Source organism: Pseudomonas sp. 910_21, assembly GCF_052850735.1.
Genome location: NZ_VXCY01000004.1, coordinates 253,073 through 279,024 on the forward strand (window position 1 = coordinate 253,073; position 25,952 = coordinate 279,024).

Genomic DNA, 25,952 nt, shown 5'->3' on the forward strand with positions numbered 1-25,952 from the left:
CTTACTGGACCTCGACCACAGTGCCCTGCAACCGCTGCAGGGCTTCGTTCACCGGCTGCGGCAGAAGTTGGCGCAGGCAGTTGTAATGACCGAAACGACAAGTGCGATCGAAACACGGACTGCACTCGATCCCCAGGCGCACCACTTCGACCTGATCCGCCAGGGGCGGAGTGAAGCCCGGGGAGGTGGAGCCATACACCGCCACCAGCGGGCGATTCAACGCGGCCGCCACGTGCATCAGCCCGGAGTCGTTGGACACCACCGAATCGGCACAGGACAGCAGGTCGATGGCCTCGGCCAGGGAGGTTTCGCCGCTGAGATTGGTCGACTCCTCGCGCAATCCGGGAATCAGCCGTCCGCGGATTTCTTCACCCACCGCGTGATCGTTCTTCGAACCGAACAGCCAAACTTGCCAGCCCTCGCGGATCTTGGCCTCGGCCACCTGGGCGTAATGCTCGGACGGCCAACGCTTGGCCTCACCGAACTCCGCTCCGGGGCACAACGCCAGCACCGGGCGATCCAGGCTCAGGCCAAACTTGGCCAGGGCCGCCTCGCGGCTTTGCGGATCGATCTGCAGGCTCGGGCGTGGATAGGGCTGAGGCAATTCGGCGCCCGGCTCATAGGCCAGGGCCATGAAACGCTCGATCATCAACGGGTAGCGCTCTTTGTCGAGCTTGCGCACATCGTTGAGCAGGCCGTAGCGGAACTCGCCACGCCAACCGGTGCGTTTGGGGATACCGGCAAAGAACGGTACCAGGGCTGACTTCAGCGAGTTGGGCAACAGAATGGCCTGATCGTACTGACCGGCCAGGGACTTGCCGATACGCCTACGGGTCGCCAGTTCCAGGGCACCGTGACCAAGAGGAAAGCTCAAGGCCCGACGCACCTGGGGCATGCGCTCCAGGATCGGCCGGCTCCACTCGGGGGCCAGCACGTCGATCTCGCATTGTGGATGACGCTGTTTCAGGCACTCGAAGAGTGTCTGCGCCATCACCATGTCACCGACCCAACTGGGCCCAACGATCAGAATATTCATGTGGTTTCCATAAACGAGCCGGGGAGGCATACGCCTCCCCGCCTCGAGAATCCAGCACCGCGGCCTTCACCGTCGGTTCAGTTGGGGCGAGCCTCGCAGCCCGCCGAATACAATTGCGGCCGCATTATGCCGTTTAGCTTAGCCCCAGCTCGCGCCAAATTCGTAACACTTCCCGTCGTTCGGTCACGAATTGATCACCGTTAATGATTCCAGCCTCATTCTGCAACGCCTGACGGTGTGCCGCGGAACGGTAGGCCTTGTAGACCTCGCGCAGCAGGCTGGCATCGCTCGCCGGCAGCAGCCCGACCTGCTCCAGACCTTCCAGAATGCGGATGTTATCGGTGTAACGCAGCAATGACGGGTGCTCTTCGGACCACGCCAGGGCCGCGTATTGCACCATAAATTCGATATCGACGATACCTCCGGCGTCCTGCTTGAGGTCGAACGGCGCCGTGGCTTCGAAGGCGTTGGCCGCGGTTCCGGCGGCAGTCAGGCGACTGCCCAGGTTGTCGCGCATCTTGGCCCGCATCTCGCTGACTTCCTGACGCAGCTTGGGCAGGTCGCGTTTTTTGCCCAGCACCACGGCCCGGACCTTTTCAAAGGCCTGGCCGACATCCTGGCTGCCCACCAGCACCCGCGCCCGTACCAGCGCCTGATGCTCCCAGGTCCAGGCCTCGTTCTCCTGATAACGGGCAAAAGCACCCAAGGAGCTCACCAGCAGACCCGAAGCGCCGGACGGCCGCAGGCGCATATCCACTTCGTACAGCTGGCCGGAGTTGGTCTGAGTGGTCAGCAGATGGATGATGCGCTGCCCCAGCCGGGTGAAGAACTGCGCCCCATCTATGGGTTTGGGCCCATCGGTTTCCGCTTGGGGATCACCATCATGGATGAACACCAGATCCAGGTCGGAACCGTGGCCCAGCTCGATGCCACCGACCTTGCCGTAACCGACGATGATGAAGCCCGGATCACACAAGGTGCCGTCGCTGCGCTGTGGCGCGCCGTACTTGGCTACGGTCTGGCGCCAGGCCAGGGCCAGCACCTGCTCCAGAATCGCCTCGGCGAGCCAGGTCAGGTAATCACTGACCTTCATTAAAGGCAGGCTACCGGCGATTTCCGAGGCGGCCACCCGCAAACGGTGAGCCAGCTTGAAGTGGCGCAGGGCCTCCATCTGCTGCTCCAGGTCGTCCTCGGGAATTCGCGTCAGGCGCTCGCGCAGTTCGGCTGCCAGTTCCGGCGCCAGGGGCGGCTTGAACAGGCGCCCCTCGTTGAGCAACTCGTCAAGCAGCAGAGGGAAACGGGTGATCTGCTCGGCAATCCACGGACTGGCCGCGCACAGGGTCAGCAAGCGGCGCAAGGCGCCCGGGTTTTCGGTGAGCAATACCAGATAGGCCGAACGCCGCGCCACCGCCTCAACCAGCGGTAAGACCCGCTCCAGGACCAGGTCCGGATTGGCATGTTCGACAGCCTGGGCCAGCAGCCGCGGAATAAAGGCGTCCAGACGCTCACGCCCCAGGCGCTGCATGGCCCGCAACTGCGGACTGCCGCGCAAGCTGGCGAGAGCCCGCAGGGCCTTGGGCGCATCGACAAAGCCGCCCTCCTGCAGCTGTCGGCAGGCGGCCTCCTCGTCCTGGGCTTCCTCCCACAACGGCAACCACTCACCTCCCACCACCACTTCGCTTTCAGCACCTTCGTCTTCATCGGGATCGGCAATCACCTGGCGGAAGTGCCACTCCACCCGCCCGCGCCAGTACATCAGTTGCTCATGGAAGGCGCTCCAGTCGGCGAAGCCGAGCATAAAAGCGATCCGCGCCTGATCCTGGGGATTGTCCGGCAGCATCTGGGTCTGCCGGTCGGCGATGGCCTGGATCGCATGCTCGGTGTAGCGCAGGAATTCGTAACCTTCACGCAACTCACTGATCACCGCCGCCGGCAAATAGCCCTGCCCCTCCAGGGTACCCAGTACCTTTAATAAAGGACGCTGCTGCAGGCTCAGGTCGCGACCGCCGTGAATCAGCTGAAAGGCCTGGGCGATGAACTCCACCTCGCGAATGCCCCCCGAGCCCAGCTTGATATTATCGGCCATGCCCTTGCGCCGGACTTCCTGCTGGATCAGTTGCTTCATGGTGCGCAGCGCTTCGATGGCGGAAAAGTCCAGGTACCGGCGATAAACGAAGGGCCGCAGCATATCCAGCAATTGCGCCCCGGCCACCTGATCCCCCGCCACCACCCGGGCCTTGATCATGGCGTAGCGCTCCCAGTCGCGCCCCTGGTCCTGGTAGTACTGTTCCAGGGCATTGAAACTCAGCACCAGGGCACCGGCGGACCCATAAGGCCGCAAGCGCATGTCGACCCGGAACACGAATCCGTCGACGGTCATGGGGTCCAGAGCCTTGATCAGACGCTGGCCCAGACGGATGAAGAATTCCTGATTGTCCAGGGGGCGCTTGACGCCCACCGTCTCGCCGCCTTCGGGATAGGCGAAGATCAGGTCAATGTCCGACGACAGGTTGAGCTCCACCGCTCCCAGCTTGCCCATCCCGAGAATGACCATCTGCTGGGGCTCGCCGCTGCGGCCACCAGTGGGCACGCCGAACTGCTGGCTGTGCCGCCGGTAGAGCCATTGATAGGCCTGATCGATACAAGCGTCGGCCAGGTCGGAAAGGTCACGGCAGGTTTGCACCAGATCCGCCCGCCGGGTCAGGTCGCGCCAGATAATCCGCACCTGCTGGCGAGTGCGCTGGCGACGCAGTACGCGCCCCAGTTGATCGTCGGTCTCGGCCGTTTGCACCGCCACTGCTATCTGCGCGCACAACTCACCCGCAGCAAAAGCCCGGTCCAGCTCACCGGAGCGCACCAGCTCCAGCAACATCAAAGGGTCACGCAGGCTCTGTTCAATAACAAAGTCGCTGGCGGCGCTGACCCGGGCAAACTCGGCCCAGCGCTCGGCGCTCCAATCCGCGCCATCGGGGCCGCCTTCAAGGGCCGCCACCGCAGCGCGGAACGACTGCTCTGCACGGCTGACCAATGGCAGGAGAATCGCGGGGACTGGGGCAAGCGCGGGCAGACTCATGGGCTATCCTTGATCGGCGTGGAAAAGGCAGGCGGAGAGGGATATCGAGGGCAGGCAGCCTGATGGACTGTCGAACAAAAGTTAGAAATAGCTGAAAATAGGTTTTTTTTAGCAGGCGGCATTAATTTATTACCTATTCCCGTTAGTCACCGACCAACAGTAACGATTATTCTCACAACGCAGCAGGAGGCCATAAGCCGCTCTTCTGTAGTTTTACTACTCGTATATACATTCGAAAGGCTGAAATGGCCGACGATTTGTAGTAAAACTACACGCCGCCGGATCAACCTCCGGCAATCCAAGAATTTATAATCGTCTGCCCACAAGGCCAGTCGCAAACTCAGGCAACCGATTCTGGAAGCCTTTCCGCCCTGGAGCAAGCCATGCAAGACCTCGATCCCGTCGAAACCCAGGAATGGCTGGACGCCCTGGAATCGGTTCTCGACAAAGAAGGCGAAGACCGTGCTCACTATCTGATGACCCGTATGGGCGAACTCGCGACCCGCAGCGGCTCGCAACTGCCCTACGCCATCACCACGCCGTACCGCAACACGATTCCCGTCACCCACGAAGCACGCATGCCTGGCGACCTGTTCATGGAACGCCGCATTCGCTCGCTGGTACGTTGGAACGCGTTGGCCATGGTCATGCGTACGAACCTGAAAGATTCTGACCTGGGCGGTCACATCTCCAGCTTCGCCTCCAGCGCCACTTTGTATGACATCGGCTTCAACTACTTCTTCCAGGCCCCGACCGACGAACACGGCGGCGACCTGATCTACTTCCAGGGTCACGCATCGCCAGGCGTCTACGCCCGTGCGTTCATGGAAGGCCGCATCACCGAAGACCAGATGAACAACTTCCGCCAGGAAGTGGATGGCAACGGTCTGTCGTCCTATCCGCACCCGTGGCTGATGCCTGACTTCTGGCAGTTCCCGACTGTTTCCATGGGCCTGGGCCCGATCCAGGCGATCTACCAGGCACGCTTCATGAAGTACCTGGAAGCCCGCGGTTTCATCCCGGCCGGCAAGCAGAAAGTCTGGTGCTTCATGGGCGACGGCGAGTGCGACGAGCCGGAATCCCTGGGCGCGATCTCCCTGGCCGGCCGCGAGAAGCTGGACAACCTGATCTTCGTCATCAACTGCAACCTGCAGCGCCTCGACGGCCCGGTTCGCGGCAACGGCAAGATCATCCAGGAACTCGAAGGCGTGTTCCGTGGTGCCCAGTGGAACGTCAACAAGGTGGTCTGGGGCCGTTTCTGGGACCCACTGCTGGCCAAGGACGTCGACGGTATCCTGCAACGTCGCATGGACGAAGTCATCGACGGCGAGTACCAGAACTACAAGGCCAAGGACGGCGCGTTCGTCCGTGAGCACTTCTTCAATACCCCTGAACTCAAAGCGATGGTTGCCGATCTGTCCGACGACGAGATCTGGAAACTCAACCGCGGCGGCCACGATCCGTACAAGGTCTATGCGGCCTACCACGAAGCGGTCAACCACAAAGAGCAGCCAACCGTCATCCTGGCCAAGACCATCAAGGGTTATGGCACCGGCGCCGGCGAAGCGAAGAACACCGCGCACAACACCAAGAAAGTCGACGTCGACAGCCTGAAGCTGTTCCGCGATCGTTTCGACATTCCGGTGAAAGACGACGACATCGAGAACCTGCCGTTCTTCAAACCTGAAGAAGGCAGCGCCGAAGCCCGTTACCTGAGCGAGCGTCGTGCTGCACTGGGCGGTTTCGTGCCTCAGCGTCGCGCCAAGAGCTTCAGCATCCCGACTCCGCCACTGGATACCCTCAAGGCCATCCTCGACGGTTCCGGCGACCGCGAAATCTCCACCACCATGGCCTTCGTGCGGATCCTCGCGCAGCTGGTCAAGGACAAGGAAATCGGCCAGCGCATCGTGCCGATCATCCCGGACGAAGCCCGTACCTTCGGTATGGAAGGCATGTTCCGTCAGTTGGGCATCTACTCCTCCGTCGGCCAGCTCTACGAGCCAGTCGATAAAGACCAGGTGATGTTCTACCGCGAAGACAAGAAGGGCCAGATCCTCGAAGAAGGCATCAACGAAGCGGGTGCCATGAGCTCCTTCATCGCTGCCGGCACTTCGTACTCCAGCCACAACCAGCCGATGCTGCCGTTCTACATCTTCTACTCGATGTTCGGCTTCCAGCGCATTGGCGACCTGGCCTGGGCTGCCGGCGACAGCCGCACCCGCGGCTTCCTGATCGGCGGTACCGCCGGCCGTACCACCCTCAACGGTGAAGGCCTGCAGCACGAGGACGGTCACAGCCACATGCTGGCCGGGACCATCCCGAACTGCCGCACCTTTGATCCAACCTACGGCTACGAGCTGGCGGTGATCATCCAGGACGGCATGAAGAAGATGACCGAAGAGCAACAGGACGTCTTCTACTACATCACCGTGATGAACGAGTCCTACCAGCAGCCAGCCATGCCGGCCGGTGTCGAGGAAGGCATCATCAAGGGCATGTACCTGCTGGAAGAAGACACCCGCGAAGCCGCGCACCACGTGCAGCTGATGGGCTCCGGCACCATCCTGCGTGAAGTTCGCGAAGCGGCGAAGATCCTGCGTGACGAGTTCAACGTCGCTGCCGACGTCTGGAGCGTGACCAGCTTCAACGAACTGCGTCGCGATGGCCTGGCCGTAGAGCGCAGCAACCGTCTGCACCCTGGCCAGAAGCCGAAGCTGAGCTACGTCGAAGAGTGCCTGAACGGCCGTAAAGGTCCGGTCATCGCCTCCACTGACTACATGAAGCTGTTTGCCGAACAGATCCGCCAGTGGGTCCCATCCAAGGAATTCAAAGTCCTGGGTACCGACGGTTTCGGCCGCAGCGACAGCCGCAAGAAACTGCGTCACTTCTTCGAAGTAGACCGTCACTTCGTGGTGTTGGCAGCCCTGGAAGCCTTGGCTGACCGTGGTGACATCGAACCTAAGGTCGTGGCTGAAGCCATCACCAAGTTCGGTATCAACCCGGAAAAACGCAACCCACTGGACTGCTGAGGAGACTTTCTGTGAGCGAACTCATTCGCGTACCTGACATCGGCAGCGGTGAAGGTGAAGTAATCGAATTGATGGTCAAGGTCGGCGATCGCATCGAAGCCGACCAGAGCATCCTGACCCTGGAGTCGGACAAGGCCAGCATGGAAATCCCTGCGCCGAAGTCCGGTGTGGTCAAAAGCCTGAAAGTGAAGCTGGGTGACCGCCTGAAAGAGGGCGACGAACTGCTGGAGCTGGAAGTCGAGGGCGCCGCTGCTGCGGCCCCTGCACCTGCCGCTGCTGCTGCGCCAAAGGCTGAACAGCCGGCCGCAGCACCTGCTGCTGCCGCTCCAACTGCCGCTCCTGCCGCTGCCTCGGTACAGCAGGTGCACGTGCCGGATATCGGCTCGTCGGGCAAGGCCCAGATCATCGAGATCCAGGTCAAGGTCGGCGACACCGTCGAGGCCGATCAGTCGCTGATCACCCTCGAATCCGACAAGGCCAGCATGGAAATCCCATCGCCGGCTGCCGGCGTGGTCGAGAGCATCAGCGTCAAGCTCAACGATGAAGTGGGCACTGGCGACCTGATCCTGGCCCTGAAAGTGGCCGGTGCTTCGGCTCCTGCCGCTGCCGCTCCGGCTGCCGCCGCGCCTGCACCAGCCGCTGCTCCAGCTGCGCCAGTGGCCGACAGCGTCCAGGACATTCACGTTCCGGACATCGGCTCGGCCGGCAAGGCGAAGATCATCGAAGTGCTGGTCAAGGCTGGCGACAGCGTGGTTGCCGACCAGTCGCTGATTACCCTCGAATCCGACAAGGCCAGCATGGAAATCCCATCGCCAGCCGCCGGCATCGTGGAAAGCGTGTCGATCAAGCTGGACGACGAAGTCGGTACCGGCGACCTGATCCTCAAGCTCAAGGTCAAGGGCGCAGCCCCGGCAGCCGCTCCGGCGCCTGCCGCTGCACCTGCCCCGGCGAAAGCTGAAGTTGCTCCTGCCGCCGCCGCGCCTGCCGCTGCTGCTCCAGTTGCCGCACCGGCCAAACCAGGCGCGAAAGTTCACGCCGGCCCGGCTGTGCGCCAACTGGCCCGCGAATTCGGCGTCGAGCTGAACGCCGTGAGCGCCAGCGGTCCGCACGGTCGCATCCTCAAGGAAGACGTGCAGGTCTACGTCAAGGCGATGATGCAGAAGGCCAAGGAAGCACCGGCTGCCGGCGCAACCGGTGGCGCGGGCATCCCGCCGATTCCGGTCGTGGACTTCAGCCGCTTCGGTGAAATCGAAGAAGTGCCAATGACCCGCCTGATGCAGGCCGGCGCCGCCAACCTGCACCGCAGCTGGCTGAACGTGCCGCACGTGACGCAGTTCGACTCGGCCGATATCACCGAGCTGGAAGCGTTCCGTGTTGCACAGAAAGCCGTGGCCGAGAAGGCCGGCGTCAAGCTGACCATCCTGCCGCTGCTGCTCAAGTCCTGCGCGCACCTGCTCAAGGAACTGCCGGACTTCAACAGCTCCCTGGCACCAAGCGGCAAAGCGATCATCCGCAAGAAGTACGTGAACATCGGCTTCGCCGTGGACACCCCGGATGGCCTGCTGGTACCCGTGATCAAGAATGTCGACCAGAAGAGCCTGCTGCAACTGGCGGCCGAGGCAGCTTCCCTGGCGGAAAAGGCCCGGACCAAGAAGCTCTCCGCGGACGAGATGCAAGGCGCCTGCTTCACCATCTCCAGCCTCGGGCACATTGGCGGCACCGGCTTCACGCCGATCGTCAACGCGCCGGAAGTGGCGATCCTCGGTGTTTCCAAGGCCACCATCCAGCCAGTCTGGGACGGCAAGGCCTTCCAGCCGAAGCTGATGCTGCCACTGTCCCTGTCCTACGATCACCGTGTGATCAACGGCGCGGCTGCCGCTCGCTTCACCAAGCGTCTGAGCGACCTGCTGGCCGACATCCGCACCATTCTGCTGTAACCGGCGTACCGGCCTGCCTCATGGGCGGGCCGGTAGCGCACGCTTTCCGAGCGCCACGCTCGTACCTCAACCCCGTCAATTTGGCGGGGCTTTTTTTGCCAAAAAAACGTCGCCAATAGCCCGTCACCTGGGACTGCGAAAGGCCGAAAAAGTAACTTTGCAGAAATCCTTCAACCTGCCGATACAGGTTTATAGCACTTAGCCTTCATCTTACTTGTCAGTCGATGCCGCATGATGCAACCTTGCCGCAGGCAACAGTAAAGAGGGCGTGAGCCCGGCGCGATCAGCAATTTCGAAGCGAGTTTCCCCATGAAAAGCCAACCCGATGCCGCCAGCCGTATGGCGGCCGAGGTAGTGACGCAGTTGCCTGTGCCTTCGCGGCTCGGCATGTTGCGTTTCGAACGGCTGAATGAAGCTAGCTGGGCGCTGCTGTTTCTCGATCCCAATTGCGAACGCCAGTTCGGCCTGCCCGCCGTCGAACTCTGCGCCCTGGTCGGCTCCCCCTATGCCAGCCTGATGGAGCCTGAGGCGCGTTATCAGCTGCACGACGCCATCCAGCAGCAACTGAGCACTAGCCCCCATTACCTGATCCGCTACACCTTGCACACCGGCCAGGGGCCCTTGAGCATCCTGGAGCTGGGGGAAGCCTACAAACAGCACAACCGGCACTTGCTGCGCGGCTACCTGCTGGTGGTGGAAGGCCTGTTCAGCGACGCCTCGCCAATGCCGACCGTGGACCTGGAAACCCAGAACACCCGCCTGCAGATCGCCCTGGAACTCAACCAGCGGGCCCAGCAGGAGCAGTTGCAGCATCTGGAACGGGTACGTGCGCAGCAGGACCTGATCCTGCTCCTGACGCGCCAGCGCTACAGCACCGGCAACTCCCTGAAGGAGGCCGCCGAGCTGATCACCCGCAGTGCCTGCGACATCTACCAGATCGACTGCGCCAGCATCTGGAACCTGGAAGACCAGCAACTCGTGCCGATCGCCGCCTACCACCGCGGCCCCCAGGAATACCGCATGCCGGAGTCCATCGACGCCAGCAGTTTTCCCGATTACCTGGAAGCCCTGCACAGCTGCCGCGCCATCGACGCCCAGAACGCCATGCGCGACCCGCGCACCCGGGAGATGGCCGAGAGCCTGCGCCCACGGGATGTGAATGCCATGCTCGACGCCAGTATCCGCATCGACGGCCAGGTAGTCGGCGTGCTGTGCCTGGAACAGACCGGCATGACCCGGGCCTGGCAGTCCGACGAGATCGCCTTCGCCGGCGAACTGGCGGACCAGTTCGCCCAGGTCATCAACAATCACAACCGGCGCGCCGCCACCAGCGCCCTGCACCTGTTCCAGCGCGCCGTGGAACAGAGTGCCAACGCCTTCCTGCTGGTCAACTGCGACGGCGTGGTGGAGTACGTCAACCCAAGCTTTACCGCGATCACCCAATACAGCACCGAAGAGGTTCACGGCCACCGTCTGTCCGAACTGCCGGCCCTGGAAAACCTCAGCGAGCTGTTGTTCGATGCCCCTTCCAGCCTGGCCAAGAGCAACAGCTGGCAAGGCGAGTTCAAGAGCCGGCGCAAGAACCTCGAGCCTTACTGGGGCCAGCTGTCGATCTCCAAGGTCTACGGCGACAATCGCGAGCTGACCCACTACATCGGCATCTACGAAGACATCACCCAGACCAAGCTTGCCCAGCAACGCATCGAGCGCCTGGCCTACACCGACAACCTGACCAACCTGGGCAACCGCCCCGCGTTCATCCGCAACCTCGACGAACGCTTCGCCCGAGACAGCGATACCCCGATCAGCCTGCTGCTGGTGGACATCGACAACTTCAAGCGGATCAACGACAGCCTCGGCCACCAGACCGGCGACAAGCTGCTGATCAGCCTGGCCCGACGCCTGCGCAACAGCCTGAGCCCCAGCGGCAGCCTGGCGCGCTTTGCCAGTAACGAATTCGCCGTACTGCTGGACAACACCGACCTGGAAACCGGGCAACAGATCGCCAGCCAACTGCTGATGACCCTGGACAAGCCGATGTTCGTCGACAACCAGCTGATCAGCGTCACCGGCTCCGTGGGCCTGGCCAGCGCGCCACTGCATGGCCGCGACCCCCAGACCCTGATGCGCAACGCCGGCCTGGCGCTGCACAAGGCCAAGGCCAACGGCAAGCATCAGGTGCAGGTCTTCACCGAAGCCCTCAACGCCGAGGCCAGCTACAAGCTGTTCGTCGAGAACAACCTGCGCCGGGCCCTGACCCAGAACGAACTGGATGTGTTCTATCAGCCCAAGCTGTGCCTGCGCAGCGGTCGCCTGCTGGGCATGGAAGCGCTGCTGCGCTGGAACCACCCGGAAAAGGGCATGATCCGCCCGGACCAGTTCATCAGCGTGGCGGAAGAAACCGGCCTGATCATCCCCATCGGCAAGTGGATCGCCCGCCAGGCCTGCCGCATGAGCAAGCAACTGACCGCCGCCGGCATGGGCAACCTGCACGTGGCCATCAACCTGTCGCCCAAGCAGTTTTCCGACCCGGACCTGGTCGCGTCCATCGCCAGTATCCTCAAGGAAGAGCAACTGCCCTCCTCGCTGCTCGAGCTGGAATTGACCGAAGGCTTGCTGCTGGAAGCCACCGACGACACCCACCAACAGCTTGAACAGCTGAAAAAGCTTGGCCTGACACTGGCCATGGACGACTTCGGCACCGGCTATTCGTCCCTGAGTTACCTGAAGAAATTCCCCATCGATATCATCAAGATCGATCGCAGCTTCATCCACGAGATCCCCGATAACCAGGACGACATGGAAATCACCTCGGCAGTGATCGCCATGGCCCACAACCTGAAGATCAAGGTGGTCGCCGAAGGCATCGAAACCGCCGAGCAACTGGCATTCCTGCGCCGTCATCGCTGCGACGTCGGCCAGGGCTACCTGTTCGACCGGCCGATTCCCGGCACCGAACTGATTGCCAAGCTCAAGCGCTATCCTCGCGGCCCAATTGCCTGACAGCGCTGTAACACTCGGGCAAACTGCGTGTCTATCTTCTTACCGACTCCCCAACCTGAATGGAGGACCGACACATGGTCTTGCGCTCGGAAATACTGGTGAACAAAAACGTGCTTCCAACCAAAGAACAAGCTCTGCCCGGCCGCGAAACTCCCATGACCGTGCCCGAAGAACACTACGTCAACGGCAACCCGCTGCTGGGCCCGTTTCCGGGCAATGTGGATTTCGCCATCTTCGGCCTGGGTTGTTTCTGGGGCGCCGAGCGGCGTTTCTGGCAGCGCGAAGGCGTGTTCAGCACCTGCGTGGGTTATGCCGGCGGTTTTACCCCGAACCCGACCTACGAAGAAGTCTGCTCGGGCCTGACCGGTCATACCGAAGTGGTGCTGGTGGTGTATGAGCCTGAGAAAGTCAGCTACAAGGAGCTGCTGGCGATGTTCTGGGAACTGCACAACCCGACCCAGGGCATGCGCCAGGGCAATGACATTGGCACCCAGTACCGCTCGGTGATCTACACCACCAACCCGACCCAACTGGAACAGGCGCTGCACAGCAGGGACGTGTTCCAGGCGGAACTGACCAAGGCCGGCCTGGGCGACATCACCACTGAAATCGCAGAAGCCCCGACCGTCTATTTCGCCGAGGCGTACCACCAGCAGTACCTGGCGAAGAATCCCGAAGGCTATTGCGGGATCGGCGGCACTGGCGTGACCTGCCCGATCTGATTTTTTTGCCGGTAAGCCGGCCCCTACAACCTCCTGTAGGAGCTGGCTTGCCAGCGAACGCTTACTCGGCGATCAACCAGTCCATCTGCCAGCCGCCCTGGGTCTGGCCGAGCTTCTTCGACAGCCACGGCAGCAGCTCGCGCAGCTCCTCCTCCAGCCCCCAGGGCGGATTGGCAATCGCCAGACCCGAGCCATTGAGGCTGTTGGGCGTATCCAGCGGATGCACCAGCAGCTCCACCCGAAGCAACTTCGGCGCACCGGTACCGGCCAGATCCTGATAGAAGCGCCGCAGGGCCCGCTGATCCTTCACCGGATACCAGATAGCCGCCACGGTCTGACGCATGCGGCCAATGGCTTCCTTCAACGACGCAGCGCAGCGCTGCATCTCGTCGAGCTGCTCGAAAGGCGGATCGATCAGCATCACCGCACGTTTCTCTGCCACCGGCAGCAACGCCCGGGCCACATGCCAGCCTTCCCCCAGGTGCACCGCCACGCGACGATCACCCTTCATGTTGTCCTTGAGCAGCAGCCCATCTTCCGGGTGCTTTTCGTTGAGCAGCACCCGGTCCTGGGAACGGGTCAGGCGCCGCGCCAGCTCCGGCGACCCCGGGTAGTAACGCAACTCACCATCGGGGTTCATCTTGTGCAGCACCTGCATGTAGTCGGCGGTCAACGCCGGCAGATCTGCGTCGCCCCACAACCGCGCAATGCCTTCCAGGTACTCGCCGGTACGGTTTGCCTGGTCGCCCTTGAGGTCGTACAGACCGATGCCGGCGTGGCTGTCGAGGTAGGCGAACGGCTGCTCCTTGCGCGACATCAGAGCGATGAGGCGGGTCAGGGTCAGGTGTTTGAAGACGTCGGCGTGATTGCCGGCGTGGAAGGCGTGACGATAGTTCATGGTTGCTCCTGCGCAGGAGCGCAAGTTTACCTTGTGCCAGGGACCGCGTCAGGACACGCCATCGCATTTGCAGGCGCAAACCCGCTGCCATCTTGCCCATCTGTCACGCCTATTGGACACTGACGCGCCCGCTCGCGGCCAAGCGAGGGGTACACCAAGCGGTTGCTGGCGACTCAGACACACGGGACCACCGACTGCTGCGCGGGCACACGACCTGCCTGGCTGTGCTCATTAATGGATTATTTCTGAGTCGAGGATTTATGAAAGACGCAACGATTGCGCTGCACCATGGATTCAAGTCGGACCCGACCACCAAGGCCGTGGCCGTGCCCATCTACCAGAACGTCGCCTTCGAATTCGACAACGCCCAGCACGGTGCCGACCTGTTCAACCTGGATGTGCCCGGCAATATCTACACCCGCATCATGAACCCCACCAACGATGTGCTGGAACAGCGCATGGCCGCCCTGGAAGGCGGGATTGCCGGGCTGGCGGTGGCCGCCGGCAGTGCTGCCATCCACTACGCAATCCAGACCCTGACCCAGGCCGGGGACAATATCGTCTCCACGCCACAGTTGTACGGCGGCACCTACACCCTGTTCGCCCACCTGCTGCCGAGCTTCGGGGTCGAAGTACGCTTTGCCCGGGATGATTCGGCCGAAGCCATTGCCGAGCTGATCGACGACAAGACCAAGCTGGTGTACTGCGAGAGCATTGGCAACCCGGCGGGCAACATCGTCGATATCGAGGGCCTGGCCCAGGCCGCCCACGCTCGTAACGTACCGCTGATGGTGGACAACACCGTGGCCACGCCGATCCTGTGCAAGCCGATCCAGTTCGGCGCCGACATCGTGGTGCACTCGGTGACCAAGTACGTCGGCGGCCACGGCAACTCCCTGGGCGGGGTGATCGTCGACAGCGGCAACTTCCCCTGGGCCGATCATCCGCAGAAGTTCGCCAGCCTCAATACCCCGGAGCCGGCCTACCACGGCGTGGTCTATACCGAGAAGTTCGGCCCGGCGGCCTTTATCGCCCGGGCCCGCACCGTGCCCTTGCGCAACACCGGTGCGGCACTGGCGCCGATGAACGCCTTCCTGCTGCTGCAAGGCCTGGAGACCCTGGCCCTGCGCATGGAACGCCACACTGACAACGCCATCAAGGTGGCGCAGTTCCTCAAGGACCACCCGCTGGTGGCCTGGGTCAGCTACGCCGGCCTCGCCGATCATCCGCACCATGAACTGGCGCGCAAGTACATGCAGGGCAAGCCATCGGCGATCCTCTCCTTCGGCCTCAAGGGCGGCTACGCCGCGGGCGTGCGCTTCTATGACGCGCTGCAGATCTTCAAGCGCCTGGTGAACATCGGCGACGCCAAGTCCCTGGCCTGCCATCCGGCCTCCACCACCCACCGGCAAATGAACGAAGAAGAGCAGGCCAAGGCCGGCGTCAAGCCAGAGATGATCCGCCTTTCAGTCGGCATCGAGGCCATCGAGGACTTGCTCGAGGACCTCGACCAGGCGCTGAAACAAGCTTGATCCATCGGCCCTGGCAGCAGACGCCAGGGCCTTCACCCACCGCGTTGGCACCGACGCATCCACCCCCAACCAGCCCCCAGGATCATTACTCACCCTCAAAGGAACCCAACATGATTGTGCGTTACGTAAAAATCACCATGACCCTGGCGGTGGCGGCTTTCGCCTTGCTGGTGGCTTACAACAACATCAGCGACTACGGCTCCAACTTCGCCTTTGTCCAGCATGTACTGAGCATGGACAGCGTGTTCCCCGGCAACACCGCCACCGACCGCGCGCTGACCCTGCCCCTGCTGTGGAATGTCGGCTACTGGCTGATCATTACCGGCGAGGCCCTGACCGGCGTGCTGCTGGTCGTTGGCGCCTTGCACCTGTGGCTGGCTCGGCACGGTGTCGCCAGCTACTTCAACCGGCGCAAACGCTGGGCGATTGCCGGCTTCTGCCTGGGCTTCTGCGTCTGGTTCTTCGGCTTCATGGTGGTGGGTGGCGAGTGGTTCATGATGTGGCAATCCCAGACCTGGAACGGCCAGGACGCGGCCTTCAAGTTCTACATGGCGATCCTTGGTGTGTTGATCTTCCTCAACCAGCCCGACGCTGAACTGCACTAAAAAAAACGGCCCGCTGCGGTAACGCAGCGGGCCGTTTTCATTGCCCCGAACAATCAGGGCAGGATTTGCGCACTCAGTGGTTGAGTTTGAAATCCTTCTCGGCCGCTTCAAAACGCTGGACCATGCCAGCGCTCGGCGCGCCCAGCTTGCTCACCAGCAGAATTGCCAGGCTGGCGAAGATGAAGCCCGGGATGATTTCGTACAGACCCAGCAGAGCGAAGTGTTTCCACAGGATCACGGTGACGGCACCGACGATGATCCCGGCCAGCGCGCCGTCGCGGGTCATGCCCTTCCACAGCACCGAGATCAGCACCACAGGACCGAAGGCGGCGCCGAAACCGGCCCAGGCATAGCTCACCAGGCCCAGCACGCGGTTTTCCGGGTTGGCGGCCATGGCGATGGCGATCAGCGCCACCACCAGCACCATGGCGCGACCGACCCAGACCAGCTCCAGCTGGGAGGCGTGCTTGCGCAGGAAGGCTTTGTAGAAGTCTTCGGTCAGGGCACTGGAGCACACCAGCAACTGGCAGCTCAGGGTACTCATTACCGCCGCCAGAATGGCCGACAGCAGCACACCGGCGATCCATGGGTTGAACAGCAGCTTGGCCAGTTCGATGAACACCCGCTCAGGGTTCTCGGTCACGGGACCGGCCACCTCAGGATGCGCCGAGAAGTAGGCGATACCGAAGAAGCCCACAGCCACGGTGCCGCCCAGGCACAGGATCATCCAGGTCATGGAGATGCGACGGGCGTTGGCAATCGACTTCACCGAATCCGCTGCCATGAAGCGCGCCAGGATGTGGGGTTGACCGAAGTAGCCCAGGCCCCAGCCCATCAGCGAGATCACGCCGATGAAGGTGGTGTTCTTGAGCATGTCGAAGTTGGTCGGGTCCTGGGCCTCGATGGCCAGGAAGGTGGTGTCGACGCCACCGGTGGCCAGCAGCACGATGATCGGGGTCAGCAGCAGGGCGAAGATCATCAGGGTGGCTTGTACGGTATCGGTCCAGCTCACCGCCAGGAAGCCGCCGACAAAGGTGTAAGCAATGGTCGCCGCCGCGCCAGCCCACAGCGCCGTCTCGTAAGGCATGCCGAAGGTGCTTTCGAACAGACGGGCACCGGCCACGATGCCGGAGGCACAGTAGATGGTGAAGAACACCAGAATCACCACCGCGGAGATGATACGCAGCAGGCCGCTTTTATCTTCGAAACGGCTGGAGAAGTAGTCCGGCAGGGTCAGTGCATCACCGTTGTGTTCAGTCTGTACCCGCAGGCGACCGGCCACGAACAGCCAGTTCAGGTAGGCACCGACGATCAGGCCGATGGCGATCCAGCTTTCCGAAAGACCGGACATATAGATGGCGCCCGGAAGGCCCATCAGCAGCCAGCCACTCATGTCGGAAGCACCGGCGGAAAGCGCGGTGACCACGCTGCCCAGGCTGCGGCCGCCAAGAATGTAGTCGGAAAGGTTGTTGGTGGAGCGATAGGCCATGAAACCGATCAGCACCATTGCTGCGATGTAGATCACGAACGTGATCAAGGTTGGATTGCTTGCACTCATTGAGTTACGCCCTGGCTTTGTTTTTATGGTGCGGCGACCACTGCCACCTGCCGCCAAACGATGACGTTTGGAAGACGATCAGGCGGGTCGCGCATTTATGACTGATGTTTCCCCAGGAAAGCCATCAGACGATGAACCGGTCCGCAAGAACGGTTGCACCTTGGGCGCGAATCCTATGCAACAAAATGAACAAGGTGCAACCAATTTGCATCGAATCAGTTGCACCTTGTCGAATAATCGACCTTTGGCGACGTTTTTGCTCCTTTTTGGAGCAAGAAAAGCGTCTTTCAGAATCAAAGGCACCATAAGGATGCATGGCATCTCATGTAGGAAATTTATTCCTGACAAGCTGCCGCTTTTTCCGCTTAAAAATGGGTTGCACCCGGTTGCACCTATTTCAGCGCACGGATAATCTTGCCGCCAGCTGATGCCACACGTGCGTGGCAAACATGAGGATAAAAATATGGCTACCACCACCCTCGGGGTCAAACTCGACGACCCAACCCGCGAGCGCCTCAAGGCCGCTGCGGCCTCGATCGATCGTACGCCGCACTGGCTGATCAAGCAGGCGATTTTCAATTACCTGGAAAAACTCGAGGGCGGTGCAACCCTGACCGAGCTGAGCAGTGTCACCACCAAGGACGGCGACGATGCCGGCGACGTGCAGACCGATCACGCTCACCAATGCTTCCTCGAATTCGCCGAGAGCATCCTCCCGCAATCGGTGCTGCGCGCCTCGATCACCGCCGCCTACCGCCGCCCGGAACCGGAAGTGGTACCGATGCTGCTGGAGCAGGCGCGCCTGCCGGCCGCCACCGCCGAAGCCGCCAACAAGCTGGCCGCCTCGATCGCCGAAAAGCTGCGTAACCAGAAGAGCGCCGGCGGCCGTGCCGGTATCGTCCAGGGCCTGCTGCAGGAATTCTCCCTGTCGTCCCAGGAAGGCGTGGCGCTGATGTGCCTGGCCGAGGCCCTGCTGCGCATCCCGGACAAGGGCACCCGTGACGCGCTGATCCGCGACAAGATCAGCACTGGCAACTGGCAGCCGCACCTGGGCAACAGCCCGTCGCTGTTCGTCAACGCCGCCACTTGGGGCCTGTTGCTCACCGGCAAGCTGGTGTCGACCCACAACGAGGCCGGCCTGACCTCTTCCCTGAGCCGCATCATCGGCAAGAGCGGCGAGCCGATGATCCGCAAGGGCGTGGACATGGCCATGCGCTTGATGGGCGAGCAGTTCGTCACCGGCGAAACCATCGCCGAAGCCTTGGCCAACGCCAGCAAGTTCGAAGCCAAGGGCTTCCGCTACTCCTACGACATGCTCGGCGAAGCCGCACTGACCGAGCACGACGCACAGAAATACCTGGCGTCCTACGAGCAGGCCATCCACTCCATCGGCAAGGCCTCCCACGGCCGCGGCATCTATGAAGGCCCGGGCATCTCGATCAAGCTCTCGGCTCTGCACCCGCGTTACAGCCGCGCCCAGTACGAGCGCGTGATGGAAGAACTGTACCCGCGCCTGCTGTCCCTGACCTTGCTGGCCAAGCAATACGACATCGGCCTGAACATCGACGCCGAGGAAGCGGACCGCCTGGAGCTGTCCCTGGACCTGCTGGAGCGCCTGTGCTTCGAGCCACAGCTGACCGGCTGGAACGGTATCGGCTTCGTGATCCAGGCCTACCAGAAGCGCTGCCCGTACGTGATCGACTACGTGATCGATCTGGCCCGCCGCAGCCGTCACCGCCTGATGATCCGCCTGGTCAAGGGCGCCTACTGGGACAGCGAGATCAAGCGCGCCCAGGTCGAAGGCCTGGAAGGCTATCCGGTCTACACCCGCAAGGTGTACACCGACGTTTCATACATCGCCTGCGCACGCAAACTGCTGTCGGTGCCGGAAGTCATCTACCCGCAATTTGCCACCCACAACGCCCACACCCTGTCCGCGATCTACCACATCGCCGGTCAGAACTATTACCCCGGCCAGTACGAGTTCCAGTGCCTGCACGGCATGGGTGAACCGCTTTACGAACAGGTTGTAGGCAAGGTTTCCGAAGGCAAGCTGAACCGTCCGTGCCGCGTGTACGCGCCGGTCGGTACCCACGAAACCCTGCTGGCCTATCTGGTCCGCCGGTTGCTGGAAAACGGCGCCAACACTTCCTTCGTCAACCGCATTGCCGACCAGTCGATCTCGATTCAAGAGCTGGTGGCCGATCCGGTGAACCAGATCGAGCAGATGGCCACCCTGGAAGGCGGCTTCGGCCTGCCGCACCCGCGCATTCCGCTGCCGCGTGACCTGTATGGCGCCGAGCGTGCCAACTCCGCCGGCATCGACATGGCCAACGAACACCGTCTGGCGTCGCTGTCCTGCGCCCTGCTGGCCACCGCCCACAACAACTGGAAAGCCGCACCGATGCTCGGTTGCGCCTCCAGCAGCGAAACCCCGGCGCCGGTACTCAACCCGTCGGATCATCGCGACGTGGTGGGTCATGTCCAGGAAGCCACGGTGGAAGACGTCGACAACGCCATCCAGTGCGCCCTGAACGCCGCGCCGATCTGGCAGGCCACGCCGCCGGCCGAACGCGCCGCAATCCTCGAGCGTGCCGCCGACCTGATGGAAGGCGAGATCCAACCGCTGATGGGCCTGCTGGCCCGTGAAGCCGGCAAGACCTTCGCCAACGCCATCGCCGAAGTGCGCGAAGCCGTGGACTTCCTGCGGTACTACGCGGTGCAGGCACGCAATGACTTCAGCAACGACGCCCACCGTCCGCTGGGTCCTGTGGTGTGCATCAGCCCGTGGAACTTCCCGCTGGCGATCTTCAGTGGCCAGGTCGCCGCAGCCCTGGCTGCCGGCAACCCGGTCCTGGCCAAGCCGGCCGAACAGACCCCGCTGGTAGCCGCCCAGGCCGTGCGCCTGCTGCTGGAAGCCGGGATTCCCGAAGGCGTGCTGCAACTGCTGCCGGGCCAGGGCGAAAGCGTCGGTGCCCGCCTGGTAGGTGACGAACGCGTCAAAGGCGTGATGTTCACCGGCTCCACCGAAGTCGCGCGCCTGCTGCAACGCAACATCGCCGGGCGCCTGGACAACCAGGGCCGTCCGATCCCGCTGATCGCCGAAACCGGTGGCCAGAACGCCATGATCGTCGACTCCTCGGCCCTGACCGAACAAGTGGTCATCGATGTGGTGTCCTCGGCCTTCGACAGTGCCGGCCAGCGTTGCTCGGCCCTGCGCGTGCTGTGCCTGCAGGAAGATTCCGCCGACCGCGTGATCGAAATGCTCAAGGGCGCCATGGCCGAAAACCGCTTGGGCAACCCGGAGCGCCTGTCGGTGGACATCGGCCCGGTGATCGACGCCGAAGCCAAGGCCGGCATCGAGAAGCACATCCAGGCCATGCGCGACAAAGGTCGCAGCGTGTACCAGATGGCCATTGCCGACAGTGAAGAATGCAAGCGCGGCACCTTTGTCATGCCAACCCTGATCGAACTGGAAAGCTTCGATGAGCTGCAGCGCGAGATCTTCGGTCCGGTGTTGCACGTGGTGCGCTACAAGCGCAAGGACATCGACCAGTTGATCGCCCAGATCAACGCTTCCGGCTACGGCCTGACCCTGGGCGTGCACACCCGGATCGACGAAACCATTGCCAAGGTGGTGGACAACGTCAACGCCGGTAACGTCTACGTCAACCGCAACATCGTCGGCGCCGTGGTCGGCGTACAACCGTTCGGCGGCGAAGGCCTGTCGGGCACTGGCCCGAAAGCTGGCGGCCCGCTGTACCTGTACCGCCTGCTGTCGACCCGTCCGGTGGATGCCATCGAGCAATCCTTCGTTCGCGCCGATGCTGCCAACGCTCCGGACCTGCGTCTGCGCGAAGCCCTGAGCAAGCCGCTCAATGCCCTGCAAGCCTGGGCCGAGAGCAGCAAGCTGGTGGAGCTGGCAACCCTGTGCAAACAGTTCGCCGGCCAGTCGCAAAGCGGTATCACCCGTCAACTGAACGGCCCGACCGGCGAGCGCAACAGCTATGCCATCCTGCCCCGCGAGCACGTCCTGTGCCTGGCAGAGGTCGAGGGCGACCTGCTGACGCAACTGGCGGCAGTACTGGCCGTCGGCGGTTCGGCGGTGTGGCCGGAAAGCGACCTCAGCAAAGCGCTGTTCGCCCGCCTGCCCAAGGACGTGCAAGCGCGCATCCAGCGGGTGGCGGATTGGACCAAGGACGAAGTGGTATTCGACGCGGTCCTGCATCATGGCGACTCTGACCAACTGCGCGGCGTTTGCCAGCAAGTGGCCCAGCGTGCCGGAGCCATCGTTGGCGTCCAGGGCCTGTCCCAGGGCGAGACCGCGATTGCCCTGGAGCGCCTGGTGATCGAGCGCGCCCTGAGCGTCAACACCGCAGCGGCCGGCGGCAACGCCAGCCTGATGACCATCGGCTGATCGCTGAAGGTTCGGCTGCATCGATGGGCGCCCTCACCGGCGCCCATTTTTTTTGCCCGTCCTCTGTAGGAGCCGGCTTGCCGGCGAAAAGTCCCTTAAGCCCTCCATCGCCCTCCCATGACGTCTTCGCGGGCAAGCCCGCTCCTACACGAGCCGGCGTCTACAGCGGTTTTTTGGGCTTTGCATCACCGTGATCAATCTTGCTATCCAGCCTTTATTCACCCGCATAGACTCGGCCCATTCCCTAATCATCAGGTAAGCCGCCATGTCCGAGACCTTGCTCAGTTCCCGCAATCTGGCCTTTGAGCTGTATGAGGTACTCGACGCCGAGGGCCTGACCCAGCGCGAGCGGTTTGCCGAGCACAACCGCGAAACCTTCGATGCCGCCCTGGGCACCGCCCGCAACATCGCCGAGAAGTTCTTCGCTCCCCACAATCGCAAGGGCGATGAAAACGAGCCGCGCTACGAAGACGGCCAAGCGGTGCTGATTCCTGAAGTGAAACCGGCAGTGGATGCCTTCCTCGAAGCCGGCTTTCTCAATGCGACCCGCAGTTTCGAGGCCGGCGGCATGCAGTTGCCGACCCTGCTGTCCCAGGCCTGTTTCGCCCACTTCCAGGCCGCCAACGCGGCCACGACCTCCTATCCGTTCCTGACCATGGGCGCCGCCAACCTGATCGAGAGCTTCGGCACCGCAGAGCAGAAGCAGCGCTTCCTGCAGCCCATGATCGACGGCCGTTTCTTCGGCACCATGGCGCTGACCGAACCCCATGCCGGCTCGTCGCTGTCAGATATCCGCACCCGCGCCGAACCCGCTGCCGACGGCAGCTACCGCCTCAAGGGCAACAAGATCTTCATCTCCGGCGGCGACCATCCGCTGTCGGAAAACATCGTGCACATGGTCCTGGCCAAGCTGCCGGATGCGCCGCCCGGGGTGAAGGGAATTTCCCTGTTTATCGTGCCCAAGTTCCTGGTCAACGACGACGGCAGCCTGGGGCCGCGCAACGATGTGTTGCTGGCCGGACTGTTCCACAAGATGGGCTGGCGCGGCACCACGTCCACGGCGCTGAATTTCGGCGATAACGGCCACTGCGTGGGCTATCTGGTGGGCAAGCCGCACCAGGGCCTGAGCTACATGTTCCAGATGATGAACGAAGCGCGGATCGGCGTCGGCATGGGCGCGGTGATGCTGGGTTATGCCGGTTATCTGTATTCCCTGGAATACGCTCGCGAGCGCCCGCAAGGTCGCCTGCCGGACAGTAAGGACCCGACCACCGCACCGGTAGCGATCATCCAGCACGCCGATGTGCGACGCATGCTGCTGACCCAAAAGGCCTACGTCGAAGGCGCCTTCGACCTGGGGTTGTATGCGGCGAAGCTGTTCGATGACACCACCACCCTGGCCAGCGAGGCCGAGCGCCAACAGGCCCATGAACTGCTGGACCTGCTGACCCCTATCGTCAAGTCCTGGCCTTCGGAGTTCTGCCTCAAGGCCAACGAGCTGGCGATCCAGATCCTCGGTGGTCATGGCTATACCCGGGAGTACCCGGTGGAGCAGTACTACCGCGACAACCGTCTGAATCCGATCCATGAAGGCACCCACGGCATCCAGTCCCTGGACCTGCTGGGGCGCAAGCTGGCGCAGAACGGCGGCGCCGGTCTCAAGCGCCTGATCCGCCTGATCGCCGACACCAGCAAGCAGGCCCAGGCACACGAATCCCTGGACGCCCTGCGTCAGCCCCTGGAGCAACTGGTGACGCGTCTTCAGAGCGTGACCCTGGGGCTGCTGGGGGATCTGGCCAGCGGCAAGGTCAGCGCAACCCTGGCCAACTCGGCGCTGTATCTGAAGGCATTCGGCCACACGGTGATCGGCTGGCGCTGGCTGGAGCAGGCCATCAAGGCCGAGGAAGGACTGGCTCGGGGCAATGCCGGAGATGTGGCGTTCTATCGGGGCAAGCTGCAGGCCGCGCGCTACTTCCTGACCTGGGAAGTGCCGGGGTGCCAGCACGAGCTGACGCTGCTGGAAACCCGGGACCCGACCTGCCTGGAGATGCAGGACGCCTGGTTCTGAGGCGAGCGCCGCAGGAGCCGGCTTGCCGGCAAAGCGTCCGGCCTGACACTGCGTGGCGTGCGGTTCGCTGGCAAGCCAGCTCCTACAGGCTGCTCAGTGCAGTTTGAAGCCGCCCACCTGGCGCGCCAGGTCTTCGGCCAGACGCTGCAGGGTCCGACAGTCCTCACGACAGGCGTGTACTTCAGCCGCCGTGGCCCGGGCCAGATCGGAAATGCCCTGGACATTGCGGTTGATCTCTTCAGTCACCGCCGACTGTTCTTCCGTGGCAGTGGCCACCTGCTGGTTCATGTCGCTGATGTGCTCCACCTGCCCGGTGATCGCCGTCAACGAAGCCCCGGTCTGCTGGCTGGACTGAACCCCAGTGCCGGTGGCCGATTGCCCCGCCTGCATCGAGGATACGGCGTTCTCCGCCCCCTGCTTGAGCCCCTGGATCATCTGCTGAATCTCATCGGTAGAAGTCTGGGTGCGCTGGGCCAGGGTCCGGACTTCATCGGCCACCACCGCAAAGCCCCGGCCCATCTCCCCGGCCCGGGCCGCCTCGATGGCGGCGTTGAGGGCCAGCAGATTGGTCTGCTCGGAAACCCCGCGAATCACCGCCAGCACCTGATCGATGGAGGCCACCTGCTCGGCCAGTTCGCCCACGGCGCCTGCAGCCAGAGCGATTTCCCCGGACATGCTCTCGATATGCCGAATCGAACCGCCCACCACTTCCCGGGCCTGCAGGGCTTCATCCCGGGCCGCCTGGGAAGCGTCCGCCGCCTGCCCTGCATTACGCGCAATGTCCTGCACTGTCAGCCCCATTTCATGCACCGCAGTGGCCACCATGTCGGTCATTTCCTGCTGCCGGCCGGAGCGCTCGGCGGTGTTCTCCACCACCGCCGCCACTTGTCCGACCGAGGCCCGCAGACGCTCGGTGGTCGCCAGCACCTCGCCGATCATGCCGCGCTGGCTGTCGAGAAAACGGTTGAAGCCCCGGGCCAGATCCCCCAACTCATCGGCACGGCTGGCATCCAGGCGCAGGGTCAGGTCGCCACCGCCACTGCCAATAGCCACCAGCCCTTCGGTCACCTGTCGCACCGGGCGCACCAGGCCACGGGCCAGCCACACCACCAGCATCAGGCAGACCAGGGCGATGGCCAGACCAATACCGGTGGTCATCCACAAGGCTTGCCGGGCGTCGGCGTAAATCTGCGTCTCCGGCACCTCAGCCACCAGGGACCAGCCCATGCCCCGCAGCGGCAGGCTCAAGGCCACGAAGTCCTCGCCATCACGCTCGAAATGGCGGCGGGTCAAGCCTTCCTGGCCCATGACCGCCTCGGCCGCGGACTCGCCGATCTGTTCGGACAAATGCCGCTTGCCACTGAACTGCGCCTCTGGATGCACCTGGATCAAGCCGTCGGCCCGTACCAGAAAGACCTTGCCGCGCTCGCCGAAGCTGAAATTGTGAATCAGCTCGGACAGCTCTTTCATGCTCAACCCCAGCCCGGCAACCCCCACCAGCTTGCCGTCCTTCTTGACCCGCAGATCGATGAACATCGCCAGCTCGCCGGAGGCCACATCGGTGTCGATGTTGAGCAGCCGAGGCTTGTCGCTGTCGATGAAGTTGTAGAACCAGGAATCCTTGGGATTGGAGCGGCTAAGGGTGCGATCCAGGCCCTTCTCGTTGTAGTAGTGGTTGGTCGCGGTGCCCACCATCAAGGTGGTGAAAGCGTGGTTTTCAGCGCGGATGCCTTCCAGGTAATCGATGAATACCTGAGCCTGAGACGGGTCTTCACCGGCCGCCAGCCAGTCCCGCAGCATGCCGTTGCTGGCAATGTCCCGGGCGACCGTCAGCGGCTGGGTGAGGATGCGTTCGATATCGTTGCGCATGGCTTCGATGCTCGAAGGCAGCGCCCTTTCCACCAGGTAGTTCTGGGTCAGGTGATTGATCAGCACCGTGTAGATCGCTACGACCACCAACAGACTGACCAGCAGGGCCGAACCCATGCTGAGGATCAGTTGCCATTGAATACTGCGTCGCCAGAATTGCATGGAACACCTCTTTCTTATGGTTATAAGAGGCTGAGATACCGCG

General features: G+C 62.7%; 14 protein-coding genes and 1 pseudogene. 9 read left to right on the plus strand and 6 right to left on the minus strand.

The features are described from left to right. Position 1: 1 nt before the first annotated feature. Positions 2-1,036 (minus strand): lipopolysaccharide heptosyltransferase II, encoded by a 1,035-nt coding sequence (gene waaF, locus FW796_RS14880; RefSeq protein WP_346634514.1) that lies wholly within the window; start codon positions 1,034-1,036, stop codon positions 2-4. Between the two features lie 133 nt (positions 1,037-1,169). Further along, positions 1,170-4,109 carry a bifunctional [glutamate--ammonia ligase]-adenylyl-L-tyrosine phosphorylase/[glutamate--ammonia-ligase] adenylyltransferase gene (glnE, locus tag FW796_RS14885; protein ID WP_446439513.1) on the minus strand — a complete coding sequence of 980 codons (2,940 nt, stop codon included), beginning with the start codon at positions 4,107-4,109 and terminating at the stop codon, positions 1,170-1,172. 383 nt (positions 4,110-4,492) lie between these two features. On the opposite strand from glnE, the gene aceE reads away from it, so the two are divergent. From aceE to msrA, 4 genes are all read left to right on the plus strand, one after another. Beyond that, the gene (gene aceE / locus FW796_RS14890) at positions 4,493-7,138 is read left to right on the plus strand and encodes a pyruvate dehydrogenase (acetyl-transferring), homodimeric type (RefSeq protein WP_123473066.1); all 2,646 of its coding nucleotides are present in this window, start codon (positions 4,493-4,495) and stop codon (positions 7,136-7,138) included. An 11-nt stretch (positions 7,139-7,149) separates the two neighbouring features. Then, entirely contained in the window at positions 7,150-9,075 is a 1,926-nt protein-coding gene (gene aceF / locus FW796_RS14895) for a dihydrolipoyllysine-residue acetyltransferase (RefSeq protein WP_446439514.1), read from the plus strand. 309 nt (positions 9,076-9,384) lie between these two features. Further along, positions 9,385-12,078 carry a sensor domain-containing phosphodiesterase gene (locus FW796_RS14900; RefSeq protein ID WP_346634511.1) on the plus strand — a complete coding sequence of 898 codons (2,694 nt, stop codon included), beginning with the start codon at positions 9,385-9,387 and terminating at the stop codon, positions 12,076-12,078. Positions 12,079-12,152: 74 nt separating this feature from the next. Beyond that, positions 12,153-12,800 (plus strand): peptide-methionine (S)-S-oxide reductase MsrA, encoded by a 648-nt coding sequence (gene msrA, locus FW796_RS14905; RefSeq protein ID WP_446439515.1) that lies wholly within the window; start codon positions 12,153-12,155, stop codon positions 12,798-12,800. 61 nt (positions 12,801-12,861) lie between these two features. Here the strand turns inward: msrA and FW796_RS14910 are convergent, their stop codons facing one another. Then, positions 12,862-13,698: a 23S rRNA (adenine(2030)-N(6))-methyltransferase RlmJ gene (locus tag FW796_RS14910; protein WP_346634509.1), complete on the minus strand. Its 837-nt coding sequence runs from the start codon at positions 13,696-13,698 to the stop codon at positions 12,862-12,864. Positions 13,699-13,958: 260 nt separating this feature from the next. Here FW796_RS14910 and FW796_RS14915 point away from each other — a divergent pair, with 260 nt between their 5' ends. Both FW796_RS14915 and FW796_RS14920 read left to right on the plus strand, forming a co-directional pair. Next, entirely contained in the window at positions 13,959-15,230 is a 1,272-nt protein-coding gene (locus tag FW796_RS14915) for an O-acetylhomoserine aminocarboxypropyltransferase/cysteine synthase family protein (RefSeq protein ID WP_346634508.1), read from the plus strand. A gap of 110 nt (positions 15,231-15,340) precedes the next feature. Beyond that, entirely contained in the window at positions 15,341-15,835 is a 495-nt protein-coding gene (locus FW796_RS14920) for a DUF2165 family protein (protein WP_346634507.1), read from the plus strand. A gap of 73 nt (positions 15,836-15,908) precedes the next feature. Here FW796_RS14920 and putP read toward each other — a convergent pair whose 3' ends face one another. Then, entirely contained in the window at positions 15,909-17,393 is a 1,485-nt protein-coding gene (gene putP / locus FW796_RS14925) for a sodium/proline symporter PutP (RefSeq protein ID WP_346634506.1), read from the minus strand. A gap of 67 nt (positions 17,394-17,460) precedes the next feature. On the opposite strand from putP, the gene FW796_RS14930 reads away from it, so the two are divergent. From FW796_RS14930 to FW796_RS14940, 3 genes are all read left to right on the plus strand, one after another. Next, positions 17,461-17,805: a hypothetical protein gene (locus tag FW796_RS14930; RefSeq protein WP_346634505.1), complete on the plus strand. Its 345-nt coding sequence runs from the start codon at positions 17,461-17,463 to the stop codon at positions 17,803-17,805. A 51-nt stretch (positions 17,806-17,856) separates the two neighbouring features. Beyond that, entirely contained in the window at positions 17,857-21,810 is a 3,954-nt protein-coding gene (gene putA, locus FW796_RS14935; RefSeq protein ID WP_346634504.1) for a trifunctional transcriptional regulator/proline dehydrogenase/L-glutamate gamma-semialdehyde dehydrogenase, read from the plus strand. 265 nt (positions 21,811-22,075) lie between these two features. Next, positions 22,076-23,878: an acyl-CoA dehydrogenase gene (locus tag FW796_RS14940; protein WP_446439516.1), complete on the plus strand. Its 1,803-nt coding sequence runs from the start codon at positions 22,076-22,078 to the stop codon at positions 23,876-23,878. A gap of 93 nt (positions 23,879-23,971) precedes the next feature. Here FW796_RS14940 and FW796_RS14945 read toward each other — a convergent pair whose 3' ends face one another. Together FW796_RS14945 and FW796_RS14950 are read right to left on the minus strand one after the other, a co-directional pair. Then, complete coding sequence (locus tag FW796_RS14945) at positions 23,972-24,817, minus strand: methyl-accepting chemotaxis protein (RefSeq protein ID WP_446439598.1); 846 nt, start codon at positions 24,815-24,817, stop codon at positions 23,972-23,974. A 21-nt stretch (positions 24,818-24,838) separates the two neighbouring features. Further along, positions 24,839-25,909: pseudogene (locus FW796_RS14950) on the minus strand (cache domain-containing protein); the annotation flags it as partial. Between the last annotated feature and the right edge of the window lie 43 nt (positions 25,910-25,952).

Coding starts and splice junctions, on each gene's coding strand:
- waaF (WP_346634514.1), bottom strand. CDS start 1,036: ATGAATATTCTGATCGTTGGGCCCAGTTGGGTCGGTGACATGGTGATG.
- glnE (WP_446439513.1), bottom strand. CDS start 4,109: ATGAGTCTGCCCGCGCTTGCCCCAGTCCCCGCGATTCTCCTGCCATTG.
- aceE (WP_123473066.1), top strand. CDS start 4,493: ATGCAAGACCTCGATCCCGTCGAAACCCAGGAATGGCTGGACGCCCTG.
- FW796_RS14900 (WP_346634511.1), top strand. CDS start 9,385: ATGAAAAGCCAACCCGATGCCGCCAGCCGTATGGCGGCCGAGGTAGTG.
- msrA (WP_446439515.1), top strand. CDS start 12,153: ATGGTCTTGCGCTCGGAAATACTGGTGAACAAAAACGTGCTTCCAACC.
- FW796_RS14910 (WP_346634509.1), bottom strand. CDS start 13,698: ATGAACTATCGTCACGCCTTCCACGCCGGCAATCACGCCGACGTCTTC.
- FW796_RS14915 (WP_346634508.1), top strand. CDS start 13,959: ATGAAAGACGCAACGATTGCGCTGCACCATGGATTCAAGTCGGACCCG.
- FW796_RS14920 (WP_346634507.1), top strand. CDS start 15,341: ATGATTGTGCGTTACGTAAAAATCACCATGACCCTGGCGGTGGCGGCT.
- putP (WP_346634506.1), bottom strand. CDS start 17,393: ATGAGTGCAAGCAATCCAACCTTGATCACGTTCGTGATCTACATCGCA.
- putA (WP_346634504.1), top strand. CDS start 17,857: ATGGCTACCACCACCCTCGGGGTCAAACTCGACGACCCAACCCGCGAG.
- FW796_RS14940 (WP_446439516.1), top strand. CDS start 22,076: ATGTCCGAGACCTTGCTCAGTTCCCGCAATCTGGCCTTTGAGCTGTAT.
- FW796_RS14945 (WP_446439598.1), bottom strand. CDS start 24,817: ATGATCGGCGAGGTGCTGGCGACCACCGAGCGTCTGCGGGCCTCGGTC.